The organism is Pimelobacter sp. 30-1 (genome assembly GCF_018831735.1).
Lineage (GTDB): Bacteria > Actinomycetota > Actinomycetes > Propionibacteriales > Nocardioidaceae > Nocardioides.
In genome coordinates, this window is the sequence record NZ_NHTS01000003.1 from 881,171 (window position 1) to 899,304 (window position 18,134).

Below are 18,134 nucleotides of genomic sequence, written 5' to 3' on the forward strand. Positions count from 1 at the left end.
CGCTCCACCTGACGAGCACCTCGGCCCACGCGGCACTCTGCCCGGCGGAACTGATCAAGTGGTCAACTCGTCGCCGGTTCCGGAGACGAAGAAGGGCCGCCCCCAGCGGGAAGCGGCCCTCGTCGTCGTGCTCTGCGCGCCTGTAGGGATTCGAACCCCAAACCTTCTGATCCGTAGTCAGATGCTCTATCCGTTGAGCTACAGGCGCTCGTCGCCGTGGCGACCGAATGAGAATAGCCGAGGCACCCCGCCGATGCCGAATCAGCGGCATCGGGCGGTGTGGAAGCATGGCGCCATGGCCGGCTACCGCCCCGAGGATCGGGAGCTCTTCGAGGAAGAGGCCATCGGCCTCTACGAGCTGATCCTGGCCGAGGGCGGGCTGGCCGCGGACGACGAGCGCCTCGCCGACGGTACGCCGCAGCGCCGGGCCTTCGACCTGCTCGTCGAGCTGGGTCTGCTCCAGCTCGACGGCACCCGGCAGACCTGGCGACCGCTCGAGCCGAGCAACGCCCAGGCGCGGGTGGTGACGCCGTTGGGCAACGAGGGGGCGCGGCTGCTGCAGGAGTCGGCGCACTGGGCGTCGGCGTTCACCCACCTCGCACAGAGCTGGCGCCGCTCGCCGGCGGCCAACGAGTCAGGGCCCTTCCTCTACCTGCATGGCGAGGCGATCAACCCCTACCTCACCACGCTCGTCACCGAGGCCCAGGAGGAGCTGCTCACCGCGCAGCCACAGGCCACCCGCAGCGCCAAGACCGTCGCCGAGGCGGCGGTGCGCGACGTGGCCGCGCTCAAGCGGGGGCTCACGATGCGCACGCTCTACCAGCACAGCGCCCGGCGCCACCCCGCCACCCACACGTACGTCGCCACGGTCACCGAGCACGGTGCGGAGGTGCGCACGCTCGACGAGTTCTTCAACCGGATGATCGTCGTCGACCGCCAGGTCGCGCTCATCCCGGCCGCCGACAGCCTGGCCACGGCGGTCGTCGTACGGGAGCCGGCGATCGTGGCCTACCTGGTCGACGTCTTCGAGCGGGCGTTCGCGCGCGGCCGGCCGTTCGCGAGCGGCGAGCAGCGGGTGCGCAAGGAGATCGCCTCGGAGCAGCGGGCGATGACGATCCGGATGCTCATCGAGGGGCACGCCGACGCGGTGAGCGCCAAGCGGCTGGGCGTCAGTCCGCGGACGTACGCCGGATACGTGGCCGAGCTCAAGGAGGAGTACGACGCGGAGACGCGTTTCCAGCTGGGTTACACGATGGCGAAGCTCGGTATCGCCGGCCAGGAGAACCAGGACACGGCGCAGGAGTGAGCAACCCCGGCCCGAGAACCGGGGCGACGACGTCGCAGCGCTCAGCGGTGCGAGGTCGGAATCACCCGCCAACCCCAACCGGTGTCCGCCTCGGCGGAGGTCGGGATGGAGACGACGCCGATGGTCGTGACCACGACGGCGAACGAGAAGGCGGCTGTCCTGCGGGCGAGCTTCTTCATCTGGGGCCCCTCACTGGGTAACGGGCCTGCACCCTCGAACAGGCCCTGAATTGCCGACCCCTACCCGCTCAGGGGCAAGCGCAAACCAGTCTGCCTCACCGCCCCAGCAGATGCGAGGAGGCGCCCCCGGACCGGCCGTCTCACGTTCGGCCGGTGCGGGACGTCTACCGGGTGAACCCCCACGGAAGGATCCACCCGCGTGTCCCTCGACCTGCCCCTGCTCGCCGGAACGCTGTCGACCGCGATGTTCGTGACCGCGGCGCTGCCGATGGTCGTCAAGGCCGCCCGGACCAAGGACATGGCCTCCTACAGCGCCGGCAACCTGGTCCTGAGCAACTCCGGCAACGCGCTGTACGCCGTCTACGTCTTCACCACGCCGCCCGGGCCGCTCTGGGCGCTGCACGCCTTCAACACCGCGGTCGGCCTGCTCATGCTGGCCGGCTGGCTCCGGTACGCCGCCCCGGCCCGCGCTCGATGGCCGATCATGGCGGGGACGTCCGGCGCTTCGGGCGCTTCGGGAAGGGGTGTGCGGTGAGGCAGCCGTTCGAGCAGGTCGTCGCCCAGCACGGGCCGACCGTGCTCCGCGTGTGCCGCGTCCTGCTCGGTCCGCACGACGCCGAGGACGCCTGGTCGGAGACCTTCGTCGCCGCCCTGCGCGCCTACCCCGGGCTCCCCGACGACGCCAACGTCGAGGCCTGGCTGGTGACCATCGCGCACCGCAAGGCGATCGACGTCCTGCGCGCCGCCCAGCGGCGTCCGCTGCCCGTCGACGAGGTCCCCGAGCGCGCGGGCGATCCCGGACCGCCGGCGCCGGACGACGACCTCTGGGCCGCGGTCCGCGCGCTCCCGCCCAAGCAACGCCAGGCCGTGGCGTACCACTACGTCGCCGGCCTCCCGTACGCCGAGATCGCCGCGATCCTCGGCGGTACCACCGACGCCGCCCGTCGCGCCGCGGCCGACGGCATCAAGAACCTCCGCACGACCTACCCGGGCCTGCTCACGGAAGGAGCCCGCTCATGAACGACCTCTCCCCCCTCGCATCGTCGCCCGACGACGCCGGCGTCCTCGCCCGGCTGCAGCAGCGACTGGCCGCGGACGCCGCGGCCGAGGGCCTGCTCGACCTCGCCTACACGACCGTCGACTCCCCCGTCGGCCCGCTGCTGCTCGCCGCCACCCCGCGCGGACTGGTCCGCGTCGCCTATGCCAGCGAGGACCACGACCAGGTCCTCGACACCCTCGCCCACCGGCTCTCGCCGCGGATCCTGCGCGCACCCGACCGCCTCGACCCCGTGGCCCGGGAGCTGGAGGAGTACTTCGCCGGGCGGCGCCGTACCTTCGACGTGGACCTCGACCTGTCGCTCTCGCACGGCTTCCGGAGCCTCGTGCAGCGCCACCTGCCCGAGATCGGGTACGGCGAGACGCGCAGCTACGGCGAGGTCGCCGCGCTCGTCGGCAACCCCAAGGCCGTGCGCGCCGTGGGCACCGCGTGCGCGACCAACCCGCTGCCGGTCGTCGTACCGTGCCACCGGGTGCTGCGCGCCGACGGCAGCCTCGGCGGCTACATCGGCGGCGCCGACGCGAAGACCACGCTGCTGCGCCTGGAGGCTGCAGCGTGAGCACCTGGGACGACCGCGTCGCCGGCGCCGACTGGGCCGCCGTCGCCGCCGACCTCGACCGCGACGGCGGCGCCCTGCTGCCCGAGCTGCTCACCCCGGCGGAGGCGGCGGGGATCCGGGGGCTGTACGAGCACGACGAGCTGTTCCGCAGCACGATCGACATGAGCCGGCACCGGTTCGGGTCGGGCGAGTACCGGTACCTGCGGACGCCGTACCCGGAGGCGGTGGAGCGCCTCAAGCAGGCCCTCTACCCCCGCCTGCTCCCCATCGCCCGCGACTGGTGGACCCGCCTGGGCCGCGAGGCCCCCTGGCCGGACTCACTCGACGCCTGGCTCGACCGCTGCCACGGCGCCGGGCAGACCCGGTCGACGTCGATCCTGCTGCGCTACCGCGAGGGCGACTGGAACGCCCTCCACCGCGACCTGTACGGCGACCTCGTGTTCCCGCTGCAGGTCGTGATCAACCTCGACCGCCCCGGCGTGGACCACACCGGCGGCGAGCTCCTGCTCGTCGAGCAGCGCCCCCGCGCCCAGTCCCGCGGCACCGCCACCCTGCTCCCCCAGGGGCACGGCTACGTCTTCACCACCCGCGACCGACCGGTGCGCTCGGCCCGGGGCTGGTCGGCGGCGCCGGTGCGGCACGGGGTGTCCGCCGTACGGTCGGGGGAGCGGCACACGCTCGCCCTGGTGTTTCACGACGCGGCCTGAGCCCGGGCCCTCTCCAGGAACCGTCCGTAGCGCCGGTCCGCGAGCGGCGGCGCCACCGAGCACGCGAGCACGAACGCCATGCCGGCGACGCAGAGGCCCTGGCCCGGGAGCGACCCCGGCACCAGGGTCGCGTTGACCAGTACCCATCCCAGCAGCGCCAGGGAGCCGTAGGGGTCGTACGAGCCGCGCGTCGTCCGCACCAGGTAGGCGATCGCGACCAGCACGGCGAAGCCGGCCGCGGACGCGACGTAGACATCACGCACGAACACCAGCGTCGCGGCCGCGGCGACGAGGTCCGCGGCGGCGACCGACCGGGCCACCCGGAGGAGCGTCCGCGCGTCGACCATGTCGACCACGGTAGGCGCACGACGGGCGTCGCGGGGCCGAACGAGAGGAACCCCCGCCGAGCTTTCGCCCGCCGGGGGTTCCTCTGTTCCAGCTGCTGCGGAGGCGGAGGGATTTGAACCCTCGATGGGGTTGTAGCCCCAAACCCGCTTAGCAGGCGGGCGCCATAGACCAGACTAGGCGACGCCTCCTCCACTGTCGGTCACAGACCGACCAGCGCAGCACAGGCTACAAGCACCCCGCGGGTGCCGCCCAATCGGACCCCGGGATCAGCGCGCGGCGCGCTCCAGGTGCGCCCGTACGACGCGCGCGAACTCGTCCTTGTCGGCGGCGACCAGCTGCACCGGGATCGTCGTGCTCCGGCCGTCGCGCAGGCGCAGCACCACGCACTCGATCCCGCTCGGGGACGCCGCGACGGCGTCCTCGACCTCGCTCCACCGGGCCTCGGTCGCGCCCGCCGCCCGGATCGCCCGGACCCGGTAGCCCGCGTCGGTCAGGCGCACCACGACCAGGCCCGAGCGCAGCCACCAGCCCAGCGCGATGAGGCCCAGCAGGCCCAGGCCCAGGACGGCGACCAGCAGGTCGGCGTTCAGGTCGAGGGTGGCGACCAGTCCGGTCACGACGAGGAGCAGCACCGCCAGCAGGATCAGGTAGGCCCCCACGAACCGCGCCATCACCGGCGGGGCCAGGCGGTAGTCGGTGACCCCGGGCGACTGCGTGCTGCTCATGCTGCGATTGAACAAGACCGGCGAGCAGGGGGCAAAGCGGCGCGGTCCTGCCGACCGTCCTAGACTCGCGAGGGTCCGGCGGCGCGTGCGCCGACGGGCGAGGAGGGGTGCCGGAGTGGCCGATCGGAACCGCCTTGAAAGCGGTCGTAGGGAGACCTACCGCGGGTTCGAATCCCGCCCCCTCTGCTGGCCGGATGCCCGCCGTCAGCGGCCGTAGGCCCAGTTGCGGACCAGGTGCACCGAGGGGTTCGCGCACCCCGTCGTCGCGTACGGCGCGAACTGCGCGTGCGTCTCACCGGGCAGGTAGACCCGGAAGCCCTGGACCTGCCGCGGCCGGCAGGTGGGCCTCGGGTAGTTGAGGGCGTCGGTGACCTGGACCCGGGCACGGACCTTCTGCCCGGGGGCCAGGGTCACGGTGCGTACCCGGGACGGCATCCGTACGGACGCCGCGCCGATCTGGGTGCCGTTCCCGTGGCCGACCAGCGACAGCCCGCCGTAGCCGTGCACGGTGCACGGGCGGGTCGAGGTGTTGGTGACGACGATCCGGCCGAAGAACGATCCGGCTGCGCCCTGCGTCGGGCGGAAGGCGACCTTGGTCTGCGCCGCGCGGCACGCCCCGACGGACGAGGCGGAGGCAGCGGAGGCAGCGGGAGAGGCCGGCGCGGCCTGGGCCGTGGCCGGCGTCAGGGCAGCGAGGGCGAGGACCGCCACGACGATGGCGGCGGACGAGCGTGGCTTCATTTCCGTACTCCTGTGCTGAGAGGCCCGTCGGAGCTCGGCGGCACGTCCCATTCGACACCCGCACCAGGACGAATGCCTGTGCGGAGCCTGAGATCAGGCGAAGAAACGGCGGAGCTCGATGAGCACGTCGCCCTCCTGGACGACGTCCCCCGCTTCTACCTTGACCGCGGTGACCACACCGGCGACCTCGGCCATGACCGGGATCTCCATCTTCATCGACTCCAGCAGCACCACGGTGTCGCCCACGGCGACGGAGGCGCCCTCGGTGACCTCGACGCGCAGCACGTTGGCCACCATCTCCGCGACCAGCTCTGACGTCGTCACTCGGGCCATGGGCACGACGCTAGGCGTTACCCCCGAGTACCTGAAAGCAGAGGTCAGAGGAGGGGTTCGAAGCGTCCCGGCTCCGGTCGTACGGCGGCCGCCTGCTCCGCGTCGCGGCTGCGCCGGCCGCGCGTCCCGGTGAGGGCGAGGTCGAGGCGGATGAGGAGCCAGCCGAGGAGGAGGCCGAGGACGAGGGAGTAGGCGACCGAGAGGCCGGCCTCGCGGACCGAGACGGCGGGGTTGGCGAGGGCGGTGGCGGCCGGGGAGGTGGCGGCGACGCCGAAGGCGCAGACCCACCAGCCCTGGCGGCGGCGGGCGCGCATGTGGCAGCCGTAGGCGAGCGCCGGTACACCGAGCACGGTGGCGATCGGGCGCGGGAAGGCGCCGAGGTGCTCGCGGCTCCAGCGCACCCAGGTGAGCAGCTCGTCGACGAGACCGGTGGAGCCGTAGCGGCGCAGCAGCTCGGCGTACAGCAGGGTCGCGGCGAGGACGACGCCGCCGATGGCGACGATGATCAGGCCGCGGCGGCCGATGCCGTGGAAGCCGGCGCCGAGGCGGTAGACGAGCACGATGGCGGCGGCGAAGGCGAGGCCCAGGCCGACGTACTCGAAGCGCTCCTTCTGGATGGCCGGCTCGAAGCCGATGGCCGCCATCGCACCGACCGCGCCGAAGAGCAGCGCGATGACGCACTCGCGGGCCGCACCGAGCAGGCCGGCGGCGGGGACGGTGATCATCACGCCGAGGACGGCGGCCGCGGCGGAGGTGCCGACGGCGGCGCCCGTGAGGAGCAGGTCGTTGTCGCTGAACACGGCGATCAGGCCGCAGATCAGGGCGAGCGGACCGAAGATGAAGGGCCGGCCGCCGGTACGGGCCGCGAGGCCCCAGGCGAACGCGGTGGCGATGGTGATCGACCCGGTCACGGCGAGCTGCTCGGGACCGACCGGCACCATCGCGCAGACCAGCGCGGCGGTGCCGAGGAGGATCAGCGTGAACCAGATCACCAGCGGTGCGCGCGACTCCCCGAACTCACCGAGGCGCTGCTCGAGGGGAGCACGAGAGGGAGCGCGGGACACGGAGAGCGAGCCTACATTCGGCGGTTGACCAGAGACGGATTGACCCGACGGGCCTCCTCCAGCACCGTGCGCTCCGCCACAGCCCGGAGCACCTCCGGCGTCTCCGGGTCCCCGGCCGAGGCCTCGGCGACCACCTCGCCGAACGGGTCGACCACCAGCGAGTGCCCGCAGTAGCGCGGGGCGGGCTGGCCGACCGCGGCGACGTACACGGTGTTCTCGATCGCCCGCGCGGTCACCAGCGTGCGCCAGTGGTGCACCTTGCGGGGACCCGCCACCCACGCCGCCGGTACGACGACCAGCTCGGCGCCGCGGTCGACCAGCGCCCGGGTGAGCTCGGGGAAGCGCAGGTCGTAGCAGGTCATCAGCCCGACCTTCCAGCCCCCGACCTCGACGACCACCGGCTCGATCGGGCCCGCGGTGAGCCGGTCGGACTCGCGGTAGCCGAACGAGTCGTACAGGTGCACCTTGCGGTACGACGCCGCGGCCGCCCCGCGCACCAGCAGCGTGTTGTAGGGCCGCGCCGGGTCCGGACCCTGCTCGAACATGCCCGCGACGAGCGTCGTCCCGCCGGCCGCCGCGGCGTCGTCGACCGCGCCCGCGAAGGCTCCGTCGAGCGGCTCCGCGAACGGGCTGACGTCCGAGCCGGCCTCGCCGAAGTCGCGGGCGAACGCCTCGGGGAAGACGACCAGCTCGGCGTCCCCGGCGTGCTCGGCGCTCAGCCGGGTGAGCGCGGCACGGTTGCCGGCCGGGTCGAGCCCGGCGGCGGCCTGGACGAGCGCGAGGCGCAGCGTGGGGGTCGTCACGGTGCCAGCCTAGAGATCACGCGGGGAGGGCTGTCGAGCGACGCGTCGTTCCCGTGCGTGCCTGGGTGCCGCCGACGAGGGAGGCGGGCCGGAGGCCCGACGACTGAGGAGAAGGTGCTCAGGGGCGTACGGGGGCGGCGCGCCGCCGGCACCGCCCTCCCCGCGTGGTCTCTGAGGTGTGGTTTTGGGAGGATCGGAGGCGTGGTGATCGAGATGGGGCTCTCCGGGTTCGCGGCCGTCGTGCTGGCGGGCGGTCAGGGCTCCCGCCTGGGAGGCACGGACAAGGCGTCGATCGAGATCGACGGCCGCACCCTGCTCGACCACGCGCTCGACGCGGTCATCGACGCGAGCGAGGTCGTCGTCGCCGGGCACCAGGTGCCGACCGAGCGGCCGGTGACGTTCGTGCGCGAGGAGCCGCGGTTCGGCGGACCGGCGGCCGGCCTGCTGACCGCGCGCGACGTGCTGCTGCGCCGGTTCCCGACGCTCGCGGTGCTCGCGGTCGACATGCCGCGGTTGACGGCCGGCACCTTCCGGCGCCTCCACGAGGCAGGGGTCGGCCACGACGGCGCGATCCTCACCGACGCCGACGGTCGCCGGCAGCTCGCCTTCGTCGTCGACACCGGGCGCCTGGACGCCGTCCGTCCCGATCACGAGGGGCAGCACGGGCTGTCGATCCGGGCGCTGCTGGCGCCGCTCGACCTGGTCGAGGTCGCGCCGATCAGCGACGAGGGCCGCGACATCGACACCTGGACCGACCTGCGCGACGCCGCGGGCGAGGCACCGCCCTGGCCGTAGCCCCTTGTCAGGTCCGGGCCCCTCGTATCACTCTGGTCGGGTGAACCTCCACGACTGGATCGATGAGTTGTGCGATGCCCTCGACGTCGAGGCCGAGGCTGACGAAGGCCTGCTGGTCGACCTCGCCGGGATCACGCGCGAGAACGTCCACCCCGCTGCCGGCTTCGTGACCGCCTTCCTGCTCGGCTTCGCCGCCGGGGAGCAGGGCGCCGATCCCGACCAGGTCGAACGCCTCGCCGCCAAGGCCCAGGCGCTCGCCGAGTCCTGGGACCGGCCGGCCGGCGCGGTCGAGGAGGAGGACGAGGACGTCGAGGTCGCCGAGCTCTCCGCGTCCGAGTACGACGAGGACGAGGCCGACTCCCTGGTCTAGCGCGACCGCATCGGCCGGGTGACAGACTGGCCGCCATGCGCGCCGTCACCCAGACCGCCCCCGGAGGCCCCGAGACCCTCGTCGTCAGCGAGCTCCCCGACCCGGTCCCGGGCCCCGGCGAGATCCTCCTCGACGTGGCGGCCACGGCCGTCAACCGGGCCGACCTGCTGCAGCGCCAGGGCTTCTACCCGCCGCCGCCGGGCGCGTCCGACGTGATCGGCCTGGAGTGCAGCGGCACGGTCGCCGCGCTCGGCGAGGGCGTCAGCGGCTGGGGCGTGGGCGACGCGGTGTGCGCGCTGCTCGCCGGCGGCGGCTACGCGAGCCGGGTCGTCGTACCGGCGGGGCAGGTGATGCCCGTCCCCGACGGCATCGACCTGGTCACCGCGGCGGCACTGCCCGAGGTGGCGTGCACGGTGTGGTCCAACGTCTTCATGGTCGCGGCCCTGCGCCCCGACGAGGTCTTCCTCGTGCACGGCGGGGGTGGCGGGATCGGTACGTTCGCGATCCAGCTCGCCGCGGCGTCCGGGGCGCGGGTGTTCACCACCGCCGGCAGCGCCGACAAGCTGGAGCGGTGCCGCGAGCTCGGCGCCGAGGTCGCGATCAACTACCGCGACGAGGACTTCGTCGAGGTGGTGCGGACGGCGACCGGCGGCGCGGGCGCCGATGTCGTGCTCGACAACATGGGCGCGAAGTACCTCGGCCGCAATGTCGACGTGCTCGCCGACGAGGGCCGCCTCGTCATCATCGGGATGCAGGGCGGCGCCAAGGCCGAGCTCAACATCGGGCAGCTGCTGTCCAAGCGCGGTGCGGTGATCGCGACGGCGCTGCGCTCGCGGCCGATCGAGAGCAAGGCCCGGATCTGCGCGTCCGTCGTCGAGCACGTGTGGCCGCTGGTCGCCGACGGCCAGGTCCAGCCGGTGGTCTCCGCCGTCCTCCCCCTGGACGAGGTCGCCGAGGCGCACCGGCTCATCGAGTCGGGCGAGGCCGTCGGGAAGGTCCTGCTCACCCCCTGAGCCCCGGGACGCTGAGCGGGCGGGCTCAGCCCGTCCGGGCGTCGTCGAGGCAGAGGATGTTGTCCTCGCTGTCCTTGAACCAGGCGGCGTGCCCCATGCCCTCCAGCCCGGCGATGTCGCCGTCCCAGGTGACGCCGGGCAGCTCGTAGTGCTCGAAGCTCAGCCCGCGGCTCCGCAGCTCCTCGACCACCGGACGGACGTCGTCGACGTGGAGCTGGGCGATGGTGTGCCCGGCCTTCCCGGCGTACTCGGTCTCGTAGAGGTGGAAGTCGGTGCCGCCGGTCCGGTAGCGCAGCCCTCCCGGGCTCTCCTCGACGGGCTCCAGGCCGAGCGTGTCGGCGTAGAACGCGCGCGCCCGGCCGAGGTCGGCCGCCGGGATGTTGGCGACGACCTGGCAGTCCTGCAGCAGCATCGCGGGCTCCTCAGGCCGTCTCGAACCAGGGGTGGTGCAGGTCGTGGAAGGTCGCGCCCTTCATGGCGTACTCCAGCTCCCGGCGTACGTCGGCCGGCGGCTCCATCTGCTCGCCCTCGCGCGCTGCGGCCTCCGAGGTGAACGCGATGGTCTCGACGAACGTGCCGTCGGGCTCGATCGCGAGCGTGCCGCCGAGGATGTCCGGACGCATCTCGTGGAGCATCGTGGTGTCGGCCATCATCGCCTTGAGCCGGCTGGGGTCGTCGACCTTGCCACGGATGATCTGGACGAAGCCGGCGTCGTCGGAGCCGCCGTCCAGGAACAGTGTGACGTCGTCGCAGTCGTGGAACTCCGGCGTACCGTCCAGGAGCGCGGTGAACCGCTCGGCCCACGCCCCCTGCTCGGGACGGTCGGAGTTGGCCATCGCCTCCTCGCGCGAGGCGAAGCGGACGACCGCCATCAGCTGGTCGTCGTCGGTGAAGCCGTAGGTACCGCCCAGCCAGCCGGTCGCCCCGGGGGCCAGGTCGCGCCGCCACTCGTCCAGCAGGGCGTGGACCTCGTCCTGCCGGGTGCAGGCGCACTGGATCATCTGGATGAACATCGTTGCCTCCTCAGGTCAGCCCCGCCCCCTCCGGCAACGTACGCCGGCCCGCCGGGCCCGGCATCACCCAACGAGGGGATCGGTCCACCCCAGCGCCGTCGCGGCTCGTTGGCTAGGTTGGGGTCATGACCGAGAACGCCTCCGGCAGCGAAGAGCAGATCGTCGTCATCGGGCCGGACGGCCAGCCGATCGGCACCGTCCCCGCCTCCGCGGTGGAGCAGGCCGCCGACCTGGACGACGACGAGGACGGCGAGCGCGCGCTGACCGACCTCGTCGAGCAGCCGGCCAAGGTGATGCGGATCGGCAGCATGATCCGCCAGCTCCTCGAGGAGGTGAAGGCGGCGCCCCTCGACGAGGCCAGCCGCAACCGCCTCGCCGCGATCCACCGCTCCTCCATCGCCGAGCTCGAGCAGGGCCTGGCCCCCGAGCTCGTCGAGGAGCTGGAGCGCCTCTCGCTGCCCTTCTCTGAGGACGTCACCCCCTCGGAGTCCGAGCTGCGCATCGCGCAGGCCCAGCTCGTGGGCTGGCTCGAGGGTCTGTTCCATGGCATCCAGACCGCGATCTACGCCCAGCAGATGGCCGCCCGGGCCCAGTTCGAGCAGATCCGCCGGGCGCTGCCGCAGGGCATGGGCATCCCGGGCGCCGCGGGCGGCGTCGTCCCCGGGGCGCCGGGTCAGCCGGGGCAGCCCGGTCAGCCGGGACCGGCGGACGAGACCGGTGACGAGGGCCGCTCGAGCGGGATGTACCTGTAGGGCCGGACGAGCGCAATGCCGCGGCCCCGCGTCGCCCGCACGAGTGCCGTCGCGGCGGCCGTGGTGCTGCTCGCGGCGCTCGTCGCCTGCAGCGACGACCGGGATCGCGGTCGCGGTGCGCCGCCGGACGCCGACCCGGACCTGATCGGAACGGCGAGCTCGGCGTGCGATCTGCCCGTGCTGGTCCGTGTCCCCGAGAGGTGGGCAGTCGAGGCCATGACCCCGGAGATGGTGGCGCGGGCCGACGACCCGAGGTTGACGAGCCCGGGCGGCTTCGCGCTGGTGTGCTCGCTCCTGGGGTCACCCGACGGGATCCTCGCGCCCGTCTTCCTCTTCGTCGCGCCGCCTGAGGTCGCGCGCGGCCGCACCGCCGAACAGCTGCTGCAACGGTTCGTGCGGGCCGCCTACGGCGAGGGGAAGATCGACATGCGGGAGGTCACGGTCGGTGCAGGCACGGGGGTCGAGGGCACCTTCACCACGTCCCGCGCCACGCCGAGCCCCGTGCAGCGGCGGGCTTTCGTCCTCCCGACGCCCACCGGCGTGGTCGTCGTGACCAACGGCGGCCTCGACCAGGAGTCGATCGACGAGGGGCTCGCGGACTACGCGTCCGTCCGCGACTCGATGGACCTGCCTGACTGATCCGCGCCGCTAGGCCCGGCGGCGTCCCAGCCGGGAGACCAGCACCAGCCCGAGCACGCCGATCAGCGCGATCGCGCCGCCCGAGGCGAGCACGCGGCCGAGCTCGGGCGGGTTGCCGGCGGGGTCGCTGGGCTCGCTGAAGGCGACCGGCTGCGGCGTCGGGCTCGGCGGCGCGGTCGGCTCGACCGAGGCGAGGAAGCGGCGCAGCGTGGCCGCGATCCGCGGGGTGACGCCCTTGGGCAGCAGCGCGGTGCCGGTGCAGGGGTCGGCGACGACCCGTCCGCCGCGGTCGTTGGTGAAGAAGAGGTACGCACGCGACTTCTCGACCGTCGGCGTGGCGTCGGCTGGCCAGTCGACGGTGACCAGGACCTGCTTGTCCTTGTCGATGTCGCCGCGGAACGGCCGCTCGACGGCGACCAGGTAGCCGACCCGCTGGGCATCGCCAGCGGTCGGCTGGACGGCGCGGACGGTGCCGGCGAAGACGTCGTCGGCGGGCAGCGCCCGGGCGTCGATCTCGGTCTCGTCGGTGAGGTCGAGCGCATCGCACATCGCCGGGTACGACGCCGCGCCGGCCGCCGCGGGCACGGCACCCGCGGCACCCGCGGCACCGGCCGGGGCCACCGGCGCGAGCGCGAGCAGCGTCGCCGGGACGACGAGCAGGGCCGGCGGCAGCAACCGGCGGACGGGGGAGGTCACCCCTCCATCCCACCAGATCCGGGAGCGGGGAACCAGCGACCGATCTCCAGCGCGGCGCCGTCGTCGTCGACCGAGGCGGTCACCGCGTCGGCGATCTCCTTGACCTCGTCGATCGCCTGACCCATCGCGACACCGCGTCCGGCCCACTGGAGCATCTCGATGTCGTTGCGCCCGTCGCCGATGGCGAGGACGTCGGCGCGGTCGATGCCGAGCTGCTGGGCGACGTACTCGAGGCCGGAGGCCTTGGAGACGCCGACCGGCGCCAGGTCGAGCCAGGCGGTCCAGCCCACGACGTAGTCGGTGCCGTGCAGGCCGAGGTTGGCGGCGAGCGCGACGAAGTCCTCGGCGGTGGCCTTGGGGTCGCGGATGATCACGCGGCTGACCGGCTCGGCGACCATGTCGGCGACGGCGGCCACGCTCGTCGTACCGCCGAGCTCGCCGTCGGGGAAGGGCGCGGAGACCCGGTAGCCGACGCCGCGCTCCTCGACCGCGACGAGGGCGTCGGGGTGCTGCTCCAGCACGGCGGCGACGGCCGCGCGGGCGTCGAAGGTGACCTCGTGGACCACCTCGGCCGGCGGGTAGCGCAGCACGACGGCACCGTTGGCGGCGACGATCCAGATCTTCTCGCCGTGCCCGTGCAGGTCGAGCTTGTCGGCGACCACGGTCATGTTGTGCGGCGCCCGGCCCGAGGACAGGACGACGTGCGCGCCCGCGTCGAGGACCCGCTGGACGGCGTCGTGCACCGCCGGGGTGACCTCCTCGTGGCTCATCCCGAGCCCGGCGACCCAGCGCAGCAGGGTGCCGTCGATGTCGAGCGCGACGAGGCGCGGCCGCCAGGGCCGCTCGTCAGGCACCGGCAGCCTCGGCGACGGGGGTGAGCACCTCGAGGCCGCCCAGGTAGGGCTGCAGCGCCTTGGGCACCCGGACCGAGCCGTCGGCCTGCTGGTGGGTCTCGAGGATCGCCACGATCGTCCGGGTGATGGCGGTGAGCGTCCCGTTGAGGGTCGCGATCGGCCCGGTCTTGTCGCCGAACCGGCCGCGGGTGTCGAGCCGCCGGGTCTGGAAGTCGGTGCAGTTCGAGGTCGAGGTCAGCTCGCGGTACTTGCCCTGGGTCGGGATCCACGCCTCGCAGTCGAACTTGCGGATCGCGCTCGCGCCGAGGTCGCCTGCCGCGATGTCGACCACCTGGTAGGCGAGCTCGAGCTTGTCGAGGAACTCCTTCTCCCAGGCCAGGAGCCGCTCGTGCTCGGCCGCGGCGTCCTCGAGCGTGGTGTAGATGAACATCTCCACCTTGTCGAACCAGTGGACCCGGATGATCCCCTTGGTGTCCTTGCCGTGCGAGCCGGCCTCCTTGCGGAAGCAGGGGCTGAACGACGCATAGCGGCGCGGCAGGCTCGCACCGTCGAGAATCTCCTTGGAGTGGTACGCCGCCATCGGGACCTCCGAGGTCCCGACGAGGTACATCTCCTCGCCCTCGATCCGGTAGATGTCCTCGCCGCCCCCCTGGTCGAGGTAGCCGGTGCCCTCCATCGCCTCGCGGCGTACGAGCGAGGGGGCGATCACCTGGGTGAAGCCGGCGTTGCGGGCCTGGTCCATGGCCAGGTTGACCAGCGCCAGCTCGAGCTGGGCGCCGACACCGGTGAGGAAGTAGAAGCGGCTGCCGCTGACCTTGGCCCCGCGCTCCAGGTCGATCGCGCCGAGCAGCCGGCCGAGCTCGATGTGGTCGCGCGGCTCGAAGCCCTCGGCGGCGAAGTCGCGCGGCGTACCGACCTGCTCGAGGACCACGAAGTCGTCCTCGCCGCCGGTCGGCGTCTCGTCCGCGACCACGTTGGGGATCGCCTTGAGCGCGTCGGTCCAGGCCGCCTCGGCGTCGGCCTGGGCACCCTCGAGGTCCTTGACCTCGGCGGAGAGCGTCTTGACCTGCGCGAGCAGCGCCTGCTTCTCCTCGCCCTGGGCCTGGGCGACCTGCTTGCCGAACGTCTTCTGCGCCGCGCGCTTCTCCTCGTACGCCGCGATGGCGCCGCGGCGGGCGGTGTCGGCGTCGAGCGCCCGGTCGACCACCTCGGAGGACGCGCCGCGCTTGGTCTGCGAGGCGCGGACGCGGTCGGGCTCGTCACGGAGGATGCGGGGGTCGATCATGGCGCTCAGGCTATCCGTCGCCCCTCAGAGATCGCACGGGTAGGGGCTGTCGAGCGGGGCGTCGTTCCGGTGCGTGCATGAGTGCCGCCGACGAGGGAGGCGGGCCGGAGGCCCGACGACCGAGGAGAAGGTGCTCAGGTGCGTGCCGGGGCGGCGCACCGCCGGCATGTCCTACCCGTGCGATCTCTCAGAACAGGGCGATCCGGTCGGGCGCGGGGAAGAGCGCGTCGAGCTCGGCGAGGTCCTCGGCCGTCGGCACCCACTGGTCGGCGGTCGCGTTGGCGGCGACCTGCTCGATCGACGTGGCGCCGGCGATGACGGAGGTGACCGGGTCCTGGGCGAGCAGCCAGCCCATCGCGACGGTCACCTCGGTGACGCCGCGGGCACGCGCGAACGCCGAGTAGGCCTGGAGCGTGGGCGAGACGGCGTCCTCGAGCAGGTGCTGGCGGGTGAAGCTCAGCCGGCTGCCCGCGGGGGCCTTGCCGTCGGCGTACTTGCCGGTGAGGAGGCCGTTGGCGAGCGGGAAGTACGGCAGCACCCCGAGGCCGAGCTCGCGCGAGGCGGGCAGCACCTCGAGCTCGGCGCGGCGGTCGGTGAGGTTGTAGTGGTTCTGCGCCGAGACGAACCGCTCGACGCCGAGCTCGCGGGCGACGTACTCGGCCTGGGCGATCTGCCAACCGGAGCGGTTGGAGTGGCCCAGGTAGCGGACCTTGCCCTCGCGGACGAGGTCGTCGAGCGCCGAGAGCGTCTCGTCGATCGGCGTGCGCGGGTCGGGGGTGTGGAACTGGTAGAGGTCGATCCAGTCGGTCCCGAGCCGGCGCAGGGACGCCTCGACCGCCGTACGGATGTAGCGGCGGGAGCCGCGAGCCCCGAAGTCCGGCCCGTTGATGCCCTGCATGTCCATGCCGAACTTCGTGGCGAGCACGATCTCGCTGCGCCGCGCCCCCAGCGCCTTGCCGAGCCGCTCCTCGGCCAGACCCGGCGTGGCGCCGTAGGTGTCGGCGACGTCGAAGAGCGTGATCCCGGCGTCGAGGGCCGCGCCGATCACGCGATCGGTGCCCTCCTGGGACTCGGTGGCGGCGCCCGGACGGCCCAGGTTGTTGCAGCCGAGACCGATGCGGGAGACGACGAGACCGGAGCGGCCGAGGGTGGCGTACGACGGGGAGGTCATGTCTCGACCGTAGAGCGTGGGCCCACGCTCGATAAACTCCGCTGGTGCTCGACCGCCCCCGCCAGACCCCGCTGCTCTCCGCGCTGGTCTGCCTCGTCCTCTTCGCCGCGATCGCCCTGGCCGTCGCCGCGGAGCTGTCCTGGCTGACCGACCTCGACAGCCACGGCGAGGCGGCGCGGCAGTGGGCCGGCGACCGCTCCTGGCTGGAGCACCCCCTGCGCTTCATCGAGGTGGCCGGCGGCACCCTCTGGATGACGATCGCGACCATCGTGTTCGCCGCCGGCGGCCTGCTCCGCGGCTTCCGCCGCGCCGGCATCCTCATCGCCGTCGTGATGGCCTCCACCGCCCTGCTGACCTACCTGACCAAGGTCCTCGTCGGCCGCGGCCGCCCGGTCTGGCAGGACCCCGAGTACTTCCTGCACTCCAACGCCTTCCCCTCCGGCCACAGCTCGGCCGCCGCGGCCTTCGCCGGCCTGGTGATCGTGGTCGCCGCCATGCTCATCCGGCGTACGGCCCTGCGCCGGCTGGTCTGCACCCTCGCCGTCCTCGCCTGGGCCCTCGTCGCCGCCGACCGGATCCTCCTCGGCCGCCACTACCCCAGCGACGTCCTCGGCGGCACCCTCCTCGGCGTCGGCGTCCTGCTCCTCGCCCTCGCGCTCTACAGCCCGCTCCCCCGCAGCCACGCCCTCAAGGCCGAGCCCCTGCCCGAGCCCTTCCCGTCGGCACGCAACCTCGCCGTCGTCCTCAACCCGATCAAGGTCGAGTCGGTCGAGCAGTTCCAGACGATGGTCACCCAGATGGCCCTCGAGTCCGGCTGGAGCATCCCGCAGTGGTACCTCACCACCGTCGAGGACTCCGGCACCGGCCAGGCCGAGCAGGCCGCCGTCAACGGCGCCGACCTGGTCATCGTCTGCGGCGGCGACGGCACCGTCCGCGAGGTCTGCGCCGAGCTCGCCGGTACGGGCATCCCGGTGGGCGTCGTACCGGCGGGGACGGGCAACCTCCTCGCCCGCAACCTCGAGGTCCCCCTCTTCATCCGCGCCGCCATCGACATCGCCCTCACCGGCCAGGACCGCGCCATCGACATGGTCGAGGTCGACGGCGACGGCATCGAGCCGACGCACTTCATGGTGATGGCCGGCATGGGCTTCGACGCCGCGATCATGGAGGGCGTCAACGAGGACCTCAAGAAGAAGGTCGGCTGGCTCGCCTACGTGCTCTCCGCGCTCAAGGGCCTGATGTTCCCGACGATGAAGCTCGAGATCTCCGTCGACGACGGGCCCTTCACCAAGCACCGCGCCCGTACCTGCGTCATCGGCAACGTCGGCAGCCTCCAGGGCGGCATGAATCTCCTGCCGGACGCGACGATCGACGACGGCCAGCTGGACGTCGTACTGCTGTATCCGCGGCGGTTCCTCAGCTGGATCCCGTTGGTGCTGCGCGTGATGACGCGGCGCGAGCACAACGCCGGGGAGTCGGTGGCGCGGATGACGGGGCGCACGGTCGTCGTACGGGCCTCGGGGGAGGTGCCCCGCCAGCTGGACGGCGACACGATCGGGCTCGGCTCGGAGCTGCGGATGGAGTGCGTCCACGGCCGCGTGCTGGTCCGCGTCCCCCGCACGACCTAGCCAAGGCCAAGGGCCGAGAGGCCGAGGCCGCCCCAGGTGGCGGCCGCACAGCGGCGGCGCGGGCGGAGCCCGTGCCGTTGTCGCGCCGCCCAGCCG

General features: G+C 73.1%; 24 protein-coding genes and 3 tRNA genes. 12 read left to right on the top strand and 15 right to left on the bottom strand.

Going from position 1 to position 18,134, the window contains the following annotated elements:
* Positions 1–135: 135 nt before the first annotated feature.
* A tRNA-Arg gene (locus CCO04_RS09535) sits at positions 136–208 on the bottom strand.
* 87 nt (positions 209–295) lie between these two features.
* Here CCO04_RS09535 and CCO04_RS09540 point away from each other — a divergent pair.
* Positions 296–1,306 carry a LuxR family transcriptional regulator gene (locus CCO04_RS09540; protein ID WP_215813840.1) on the top strand — a complete coding sequence of 337 codons (1,011 nt, stop codon included), beginning with the start codon at positions 296–298 and terminating at the stop codon, positions 1,304–1,306.
* A gap of 41 nt (positions 1,307–1,347) precedes the next feature.
* Here the strand turns inward: CCO04_RS09540 and CCO04_RS09545 are convergent, their stop codons facing one another.
* The gene (locus tag CCO04_RS09545) at positions 1,348–1,485 is read right to left on the bottom strand and encodes a hypothetical protein (protein WP_215813841.1); all 138 of its coding nucleotides are present in this window, start codon (positions 1,483–1,485) and stop codon (positions 1,348–1,350) included.
* 199 nt (positions 1,486–1,684) lie between these two features.
* Here CCO04_RS09545 and CCO04_RS09550 point away from each other — a divergent pair, with 199 nt between their 5' ends.
* The 4 genes from CCO04_RS09550 to CCO04_RS09565 are packed head-to-tail and all read left to right on the top strand — an operon-like array spanning position 1,685 to position 3,808.
* Complete coding sequence (locus tag CCO04_RS09550) at positions 1,685–2,020, top strand: hypothetical protein (RefSeq protein ID WP_215813842.1); 336 nt, start codon at positions 1,685–1,687, stop codon at positions 2,018–2,020.
* Positions 2,017–2,505, top strand: a complete 489-nt coding sequence (locus CCO04_RS09555) for an RNA polymerase sigma factor (RefSeq protein WP_257753422.1) — start codon at positions 2,017–2,019, stop codon at positions 2,503–2,505. The genes CCO04_RS09550 and CCO04_RS09555 overlap by 4 nt, the downstream gene beginning before the upstream one ends.
* Positions 2,502–3,101, top strand: a complete 600-nt coding sequence (locus CCO04_RS09560) for a methylated-DNA--[protein]-cysteine S-methyltransferase (protein WP_215813844.1) — start codon at positions 2,502–2,504, stop codon at positions 3,099–3,101. The genes CCO04_RS09555 and CCO04_RS09560 overlap by 4 nt, the downstream gene beginning before the upstream one ends.
* The gene (locus CCO04_RS09565) at positions 3,098–3,808 is read left to right on the top strand and encodes a 2OG-Fe(II) oxygenase (protein ID WP_215813845.1); all 711 of its coding nucleotides are present in this window, start codon (positions 3,098–3,100) and stop codon (positions 3,806–3,808) included. The genes CCO04_RS09560 and CCO04_RS09565 overlap by 4 nt, the downstream gene beginning before the upstream one ends.
* Here the strand turns inward: CCO04_RS09565 and CCO04_RS09570 are convergent.
* From CCO04_RS09570 to CCO04_RS09580, 3 genes are all read right to left on the bottom strand, one after another.
* On the bottom strand, positions 3,793–4,155 hold the full coding sequence (locus CCO04_RS09570; protein WP_215813846.1) for a hypothetical protein: 363 nt from the start codon (positions 4,153–4,155) through the stop codon (positions 3,793–3,795). The two genes, CCO04_RS09565 and CCO04_RS09570, sit on opposite strands and share 16 nt — an antisense overlap.
* Before the next feature lie 98 nt (positions 4,156–4,253).
* Positions 4,254–4,344, bottom strand: a tRNA-Ser gene (locus CCO04_RS09575).
* Between the two features lie 78 nt (positions 4,345–4,422).
* Positions 4,423–4,881: a hypothetical protein gene (locus tag CCO04_RS09580; RefSeq protein WP_215813847.1), complete on the bottom strand. Its 459-nt coding sequence runs from the start codon at positions 4,879–4,881 to the stop codon at positions 4,423–4,425.
* A gap of 101 nt (positions 4,882–4,982) precedes the next feature.
* Between CCO04_RS09580 and CCO04_RS09585 the strand changes: the two genes are divergently transcribed.
* Positions 4,983–5,067: transfer RNA gene (locus CCO04_RS09585), tRNA-Ser, on the top strand.
* 18 nt (positions 5,068–5,085) lie between these two features.
* Here the strand turns inward: CCO04_RS09585 and CCO04_RS09590 are convergent.
* The 4 genes from CCO04_RS09590 to CCO04_RS09605 form a co-directional block, all read right to left on the bottom strand.
* Positions 5,086–5,622, bottom strand: coding sequence for a DUF4232 domain-containing protein (locus CCO04_RS09590; protein WP_215813848.1), 537 nt, complete (start codon positions 5,620–5,622; stop codon positions 5,086–5,088).
* 93 nt (positions 5,623–5,715) lie between these two features.
* Positions 5,716–5,955: a biotin/lipoyl-binding carrier protein gene (locus CCO04_RS09595; protein ID WP_215813849.1), complete on the bottom strand. Its 240-nt coding sequence runs from the start codon at positions 5,953–5,955 to the stop codon at positions 5,716–5,718.
* Between the two features lie 44 nt (positions 5,956–5,999).
* A complete protein-coding gene (locus CCO04_RS09600; RefSeq protein WP_215813850.1) occupies positions 6,000–7,019 on the bottom strand; it encodes a hypothetical protein in 1,020 nt (339 codons plus the stop codon).
* A gap of 11 nt (positions 7,020–7,030) precedes the next feature.
* Positions 7,031–7,822 carry a carbon-nitrogen hydrolase family protein gene (locus CCO04_RS09605; RefSeq protein ID WP_308281171.1) on the bottom strand — a complete coding sequence of 264 codons (792 nt, stop codon included), beginning with the start codon at positions 7,820–7,822 and terminating at the stop codon, positions 7,031–7,033.
* A gap of 201 nt (positions 7,823–8,023) precedes the next feature.
* Between CCO04_RS09605 and CCO04_RS09610 the strand changes: the two genes are divergently transcribed.
* From CCO04_RS09610 to CCO04_RS09620, 3 genes are read left to right on the top strand one after another with little or no spacing between them, the layout of a single operon-like run.
* Entirely contained in the window at positions 8,024–8,617 is a 594-nt protein-coding gene (locus CCO04_RS09610; RefSeq protein ID WP_215813851.1) for a molybdenum cofactor guanylyltransferase, read from the top strand.
* 40 nt (positions 8,618–8,657) lie between these two features.
* Positions 8,658–8,987, top strand: coding sequence for a DUF6457 domain-containing protein (locus CCO04_RS09615; protein ID WP_215813852.1), 330 nt, complete (start codon positions 8,658–8,660; stop codon positions 8,985–8,987).
* A gap of 35 nt (positions 8,988–9,022) precedes the next feature.
* Entirely contained in the window at positions 9,023–10,000 is a 978-nt protein-coding gene (locus CCO04_RS09620) for an NAD(P)H-quinone oxidoreductase (RefSeq protein WP_215813853.1), read from the top strand.
* 25 nt (positions 10,001–10,025) lie between these two features.
* Here the strand turns inward: CCO04_RS09620 and CCO04_RS09625 are convergent, their stop codons facing one another.
* Entirely contained in the window at positions 10,026–10,412 is a 387-nt protein-coding gene (locus CCO04_RS09625) for a VOC family protein (RefSeq protein ID WP_215813854.1), read from the bottom strand.
* 10 nt (positions 10,413–10,422) lie between these two features.
* Positions 10,423–11,013, bottom strand: coding sequence for a hypothetical protein (locus CCO04_RS09630; protein ID WP_215813855.1), 591 nt, complete (start codon positions 11,011–11,013; stop codon positions 10,423–10,425).
* 125 nt (positions 11,014–11,138) lie between these two features.
* Here CCO04_RS09630 and CCO04_RS09635 point away from each other — a divergent pair, with 125 nt between their 5' ends.
* Both CCO04_RS09635 and CCO04_RS09640 read left to right on the top strand, forming a co-directional pair.
* The gene (locus CCO04_RS09635; protein ID WP_215813856.1) at positions 11,139–11,765 is read left to right on the top strand and encodes a bacterial proteasome activator family protein; all 627 of its coding nucleotides are present in this window, start codon (positions 11,139–11,141) and stop codon (positions 11,763–11,765) included.
* Between the two features lie 15 nt (positions 11,766–11,780).
* Complete coding sequence (locus tag CCO04_RS09640) at positions 11,781–12,404, top strand: lipoprotein (RefSeq protein ID WP_215813857.1); 624 nt, start codon at positions 11,781–11,783, stop codon at positions 12,402–12,404.
* 9 nt (positions 12,405–12,413) lie between these two features.
* Here the strand turns inward: CCO04_RS09640 and CCO04_RS09645 are convergent, their stop codons facing one another.
* From CCO04_RS09645 to CCO04_RS09660, 4 genes are all read right to left on the bottom strand, one after another.
* On the bottom strand, positions 12,414–13,100 hold the full coding sequence (locus CCO04_RS09645; RefSeq protein ID WP_215813858.1) for a hypothetical protein: 687 nt from the start codon (positions 13,098–13,100) through the stop codon (positions 12,414–12,416).
* A complete protein-coding gene (locus CCO04_RS09650) occupies positions 13,097–13,954 on the bottom strand; it encodes an HAD family hydrolase (protein ID WP_215813859.1) in 858 nt (285 codons plus the stop codon). Before CCO04_RS09650 ends, CCO04_RS09645 begins: the two co-directional genes overlap by 4 nt.
* Positions 13,947–15,239: a serine--tRNA ligase gene (gene serS / locus CCO04_RS09655; protein ID WP_215813860.1), complete on the bottom strand. Its 1,293-nt coding sequence runs from the start codon at positions 15,237–15,239 to the stop codon at positions 13,947–13,949. Before serS ends, CCO04_RS09650 begins: the two co-directional genes overlap by 8 nt.
* 187 nt (positions 15,240–15,426) lie before the next feature.
* On the bottom strand, positions 15,427–16,410 hold the full coding sequence (locus CCO04_RS09660) for an aldo/keto reductase (RefSeq protein ID WP_215813861.1): 984 nt from the start codon (positions 16,408–16,410) through the stop codon (positions 15,427–15,429).
* Positions 16,411–16,454: 44 nt separating this feature from the next.
* Between CCO04_RS09660 and CCO04_RS09665 the strand changes: the two genes are divergently transcribed.
* Positions 16,455–18,038 (top strand): diacylglycerol kinase family protein, encoded by a 1,584-nt coding sequence (locus CCO04_RS09665; protein WP_257753408.1) that lies wholly within the window; start codon positions 16,455–16,457, stop codon positions 18,036–18,038.
* Positions 18,039–18,134: the final 96 nt, after the last annotated feature.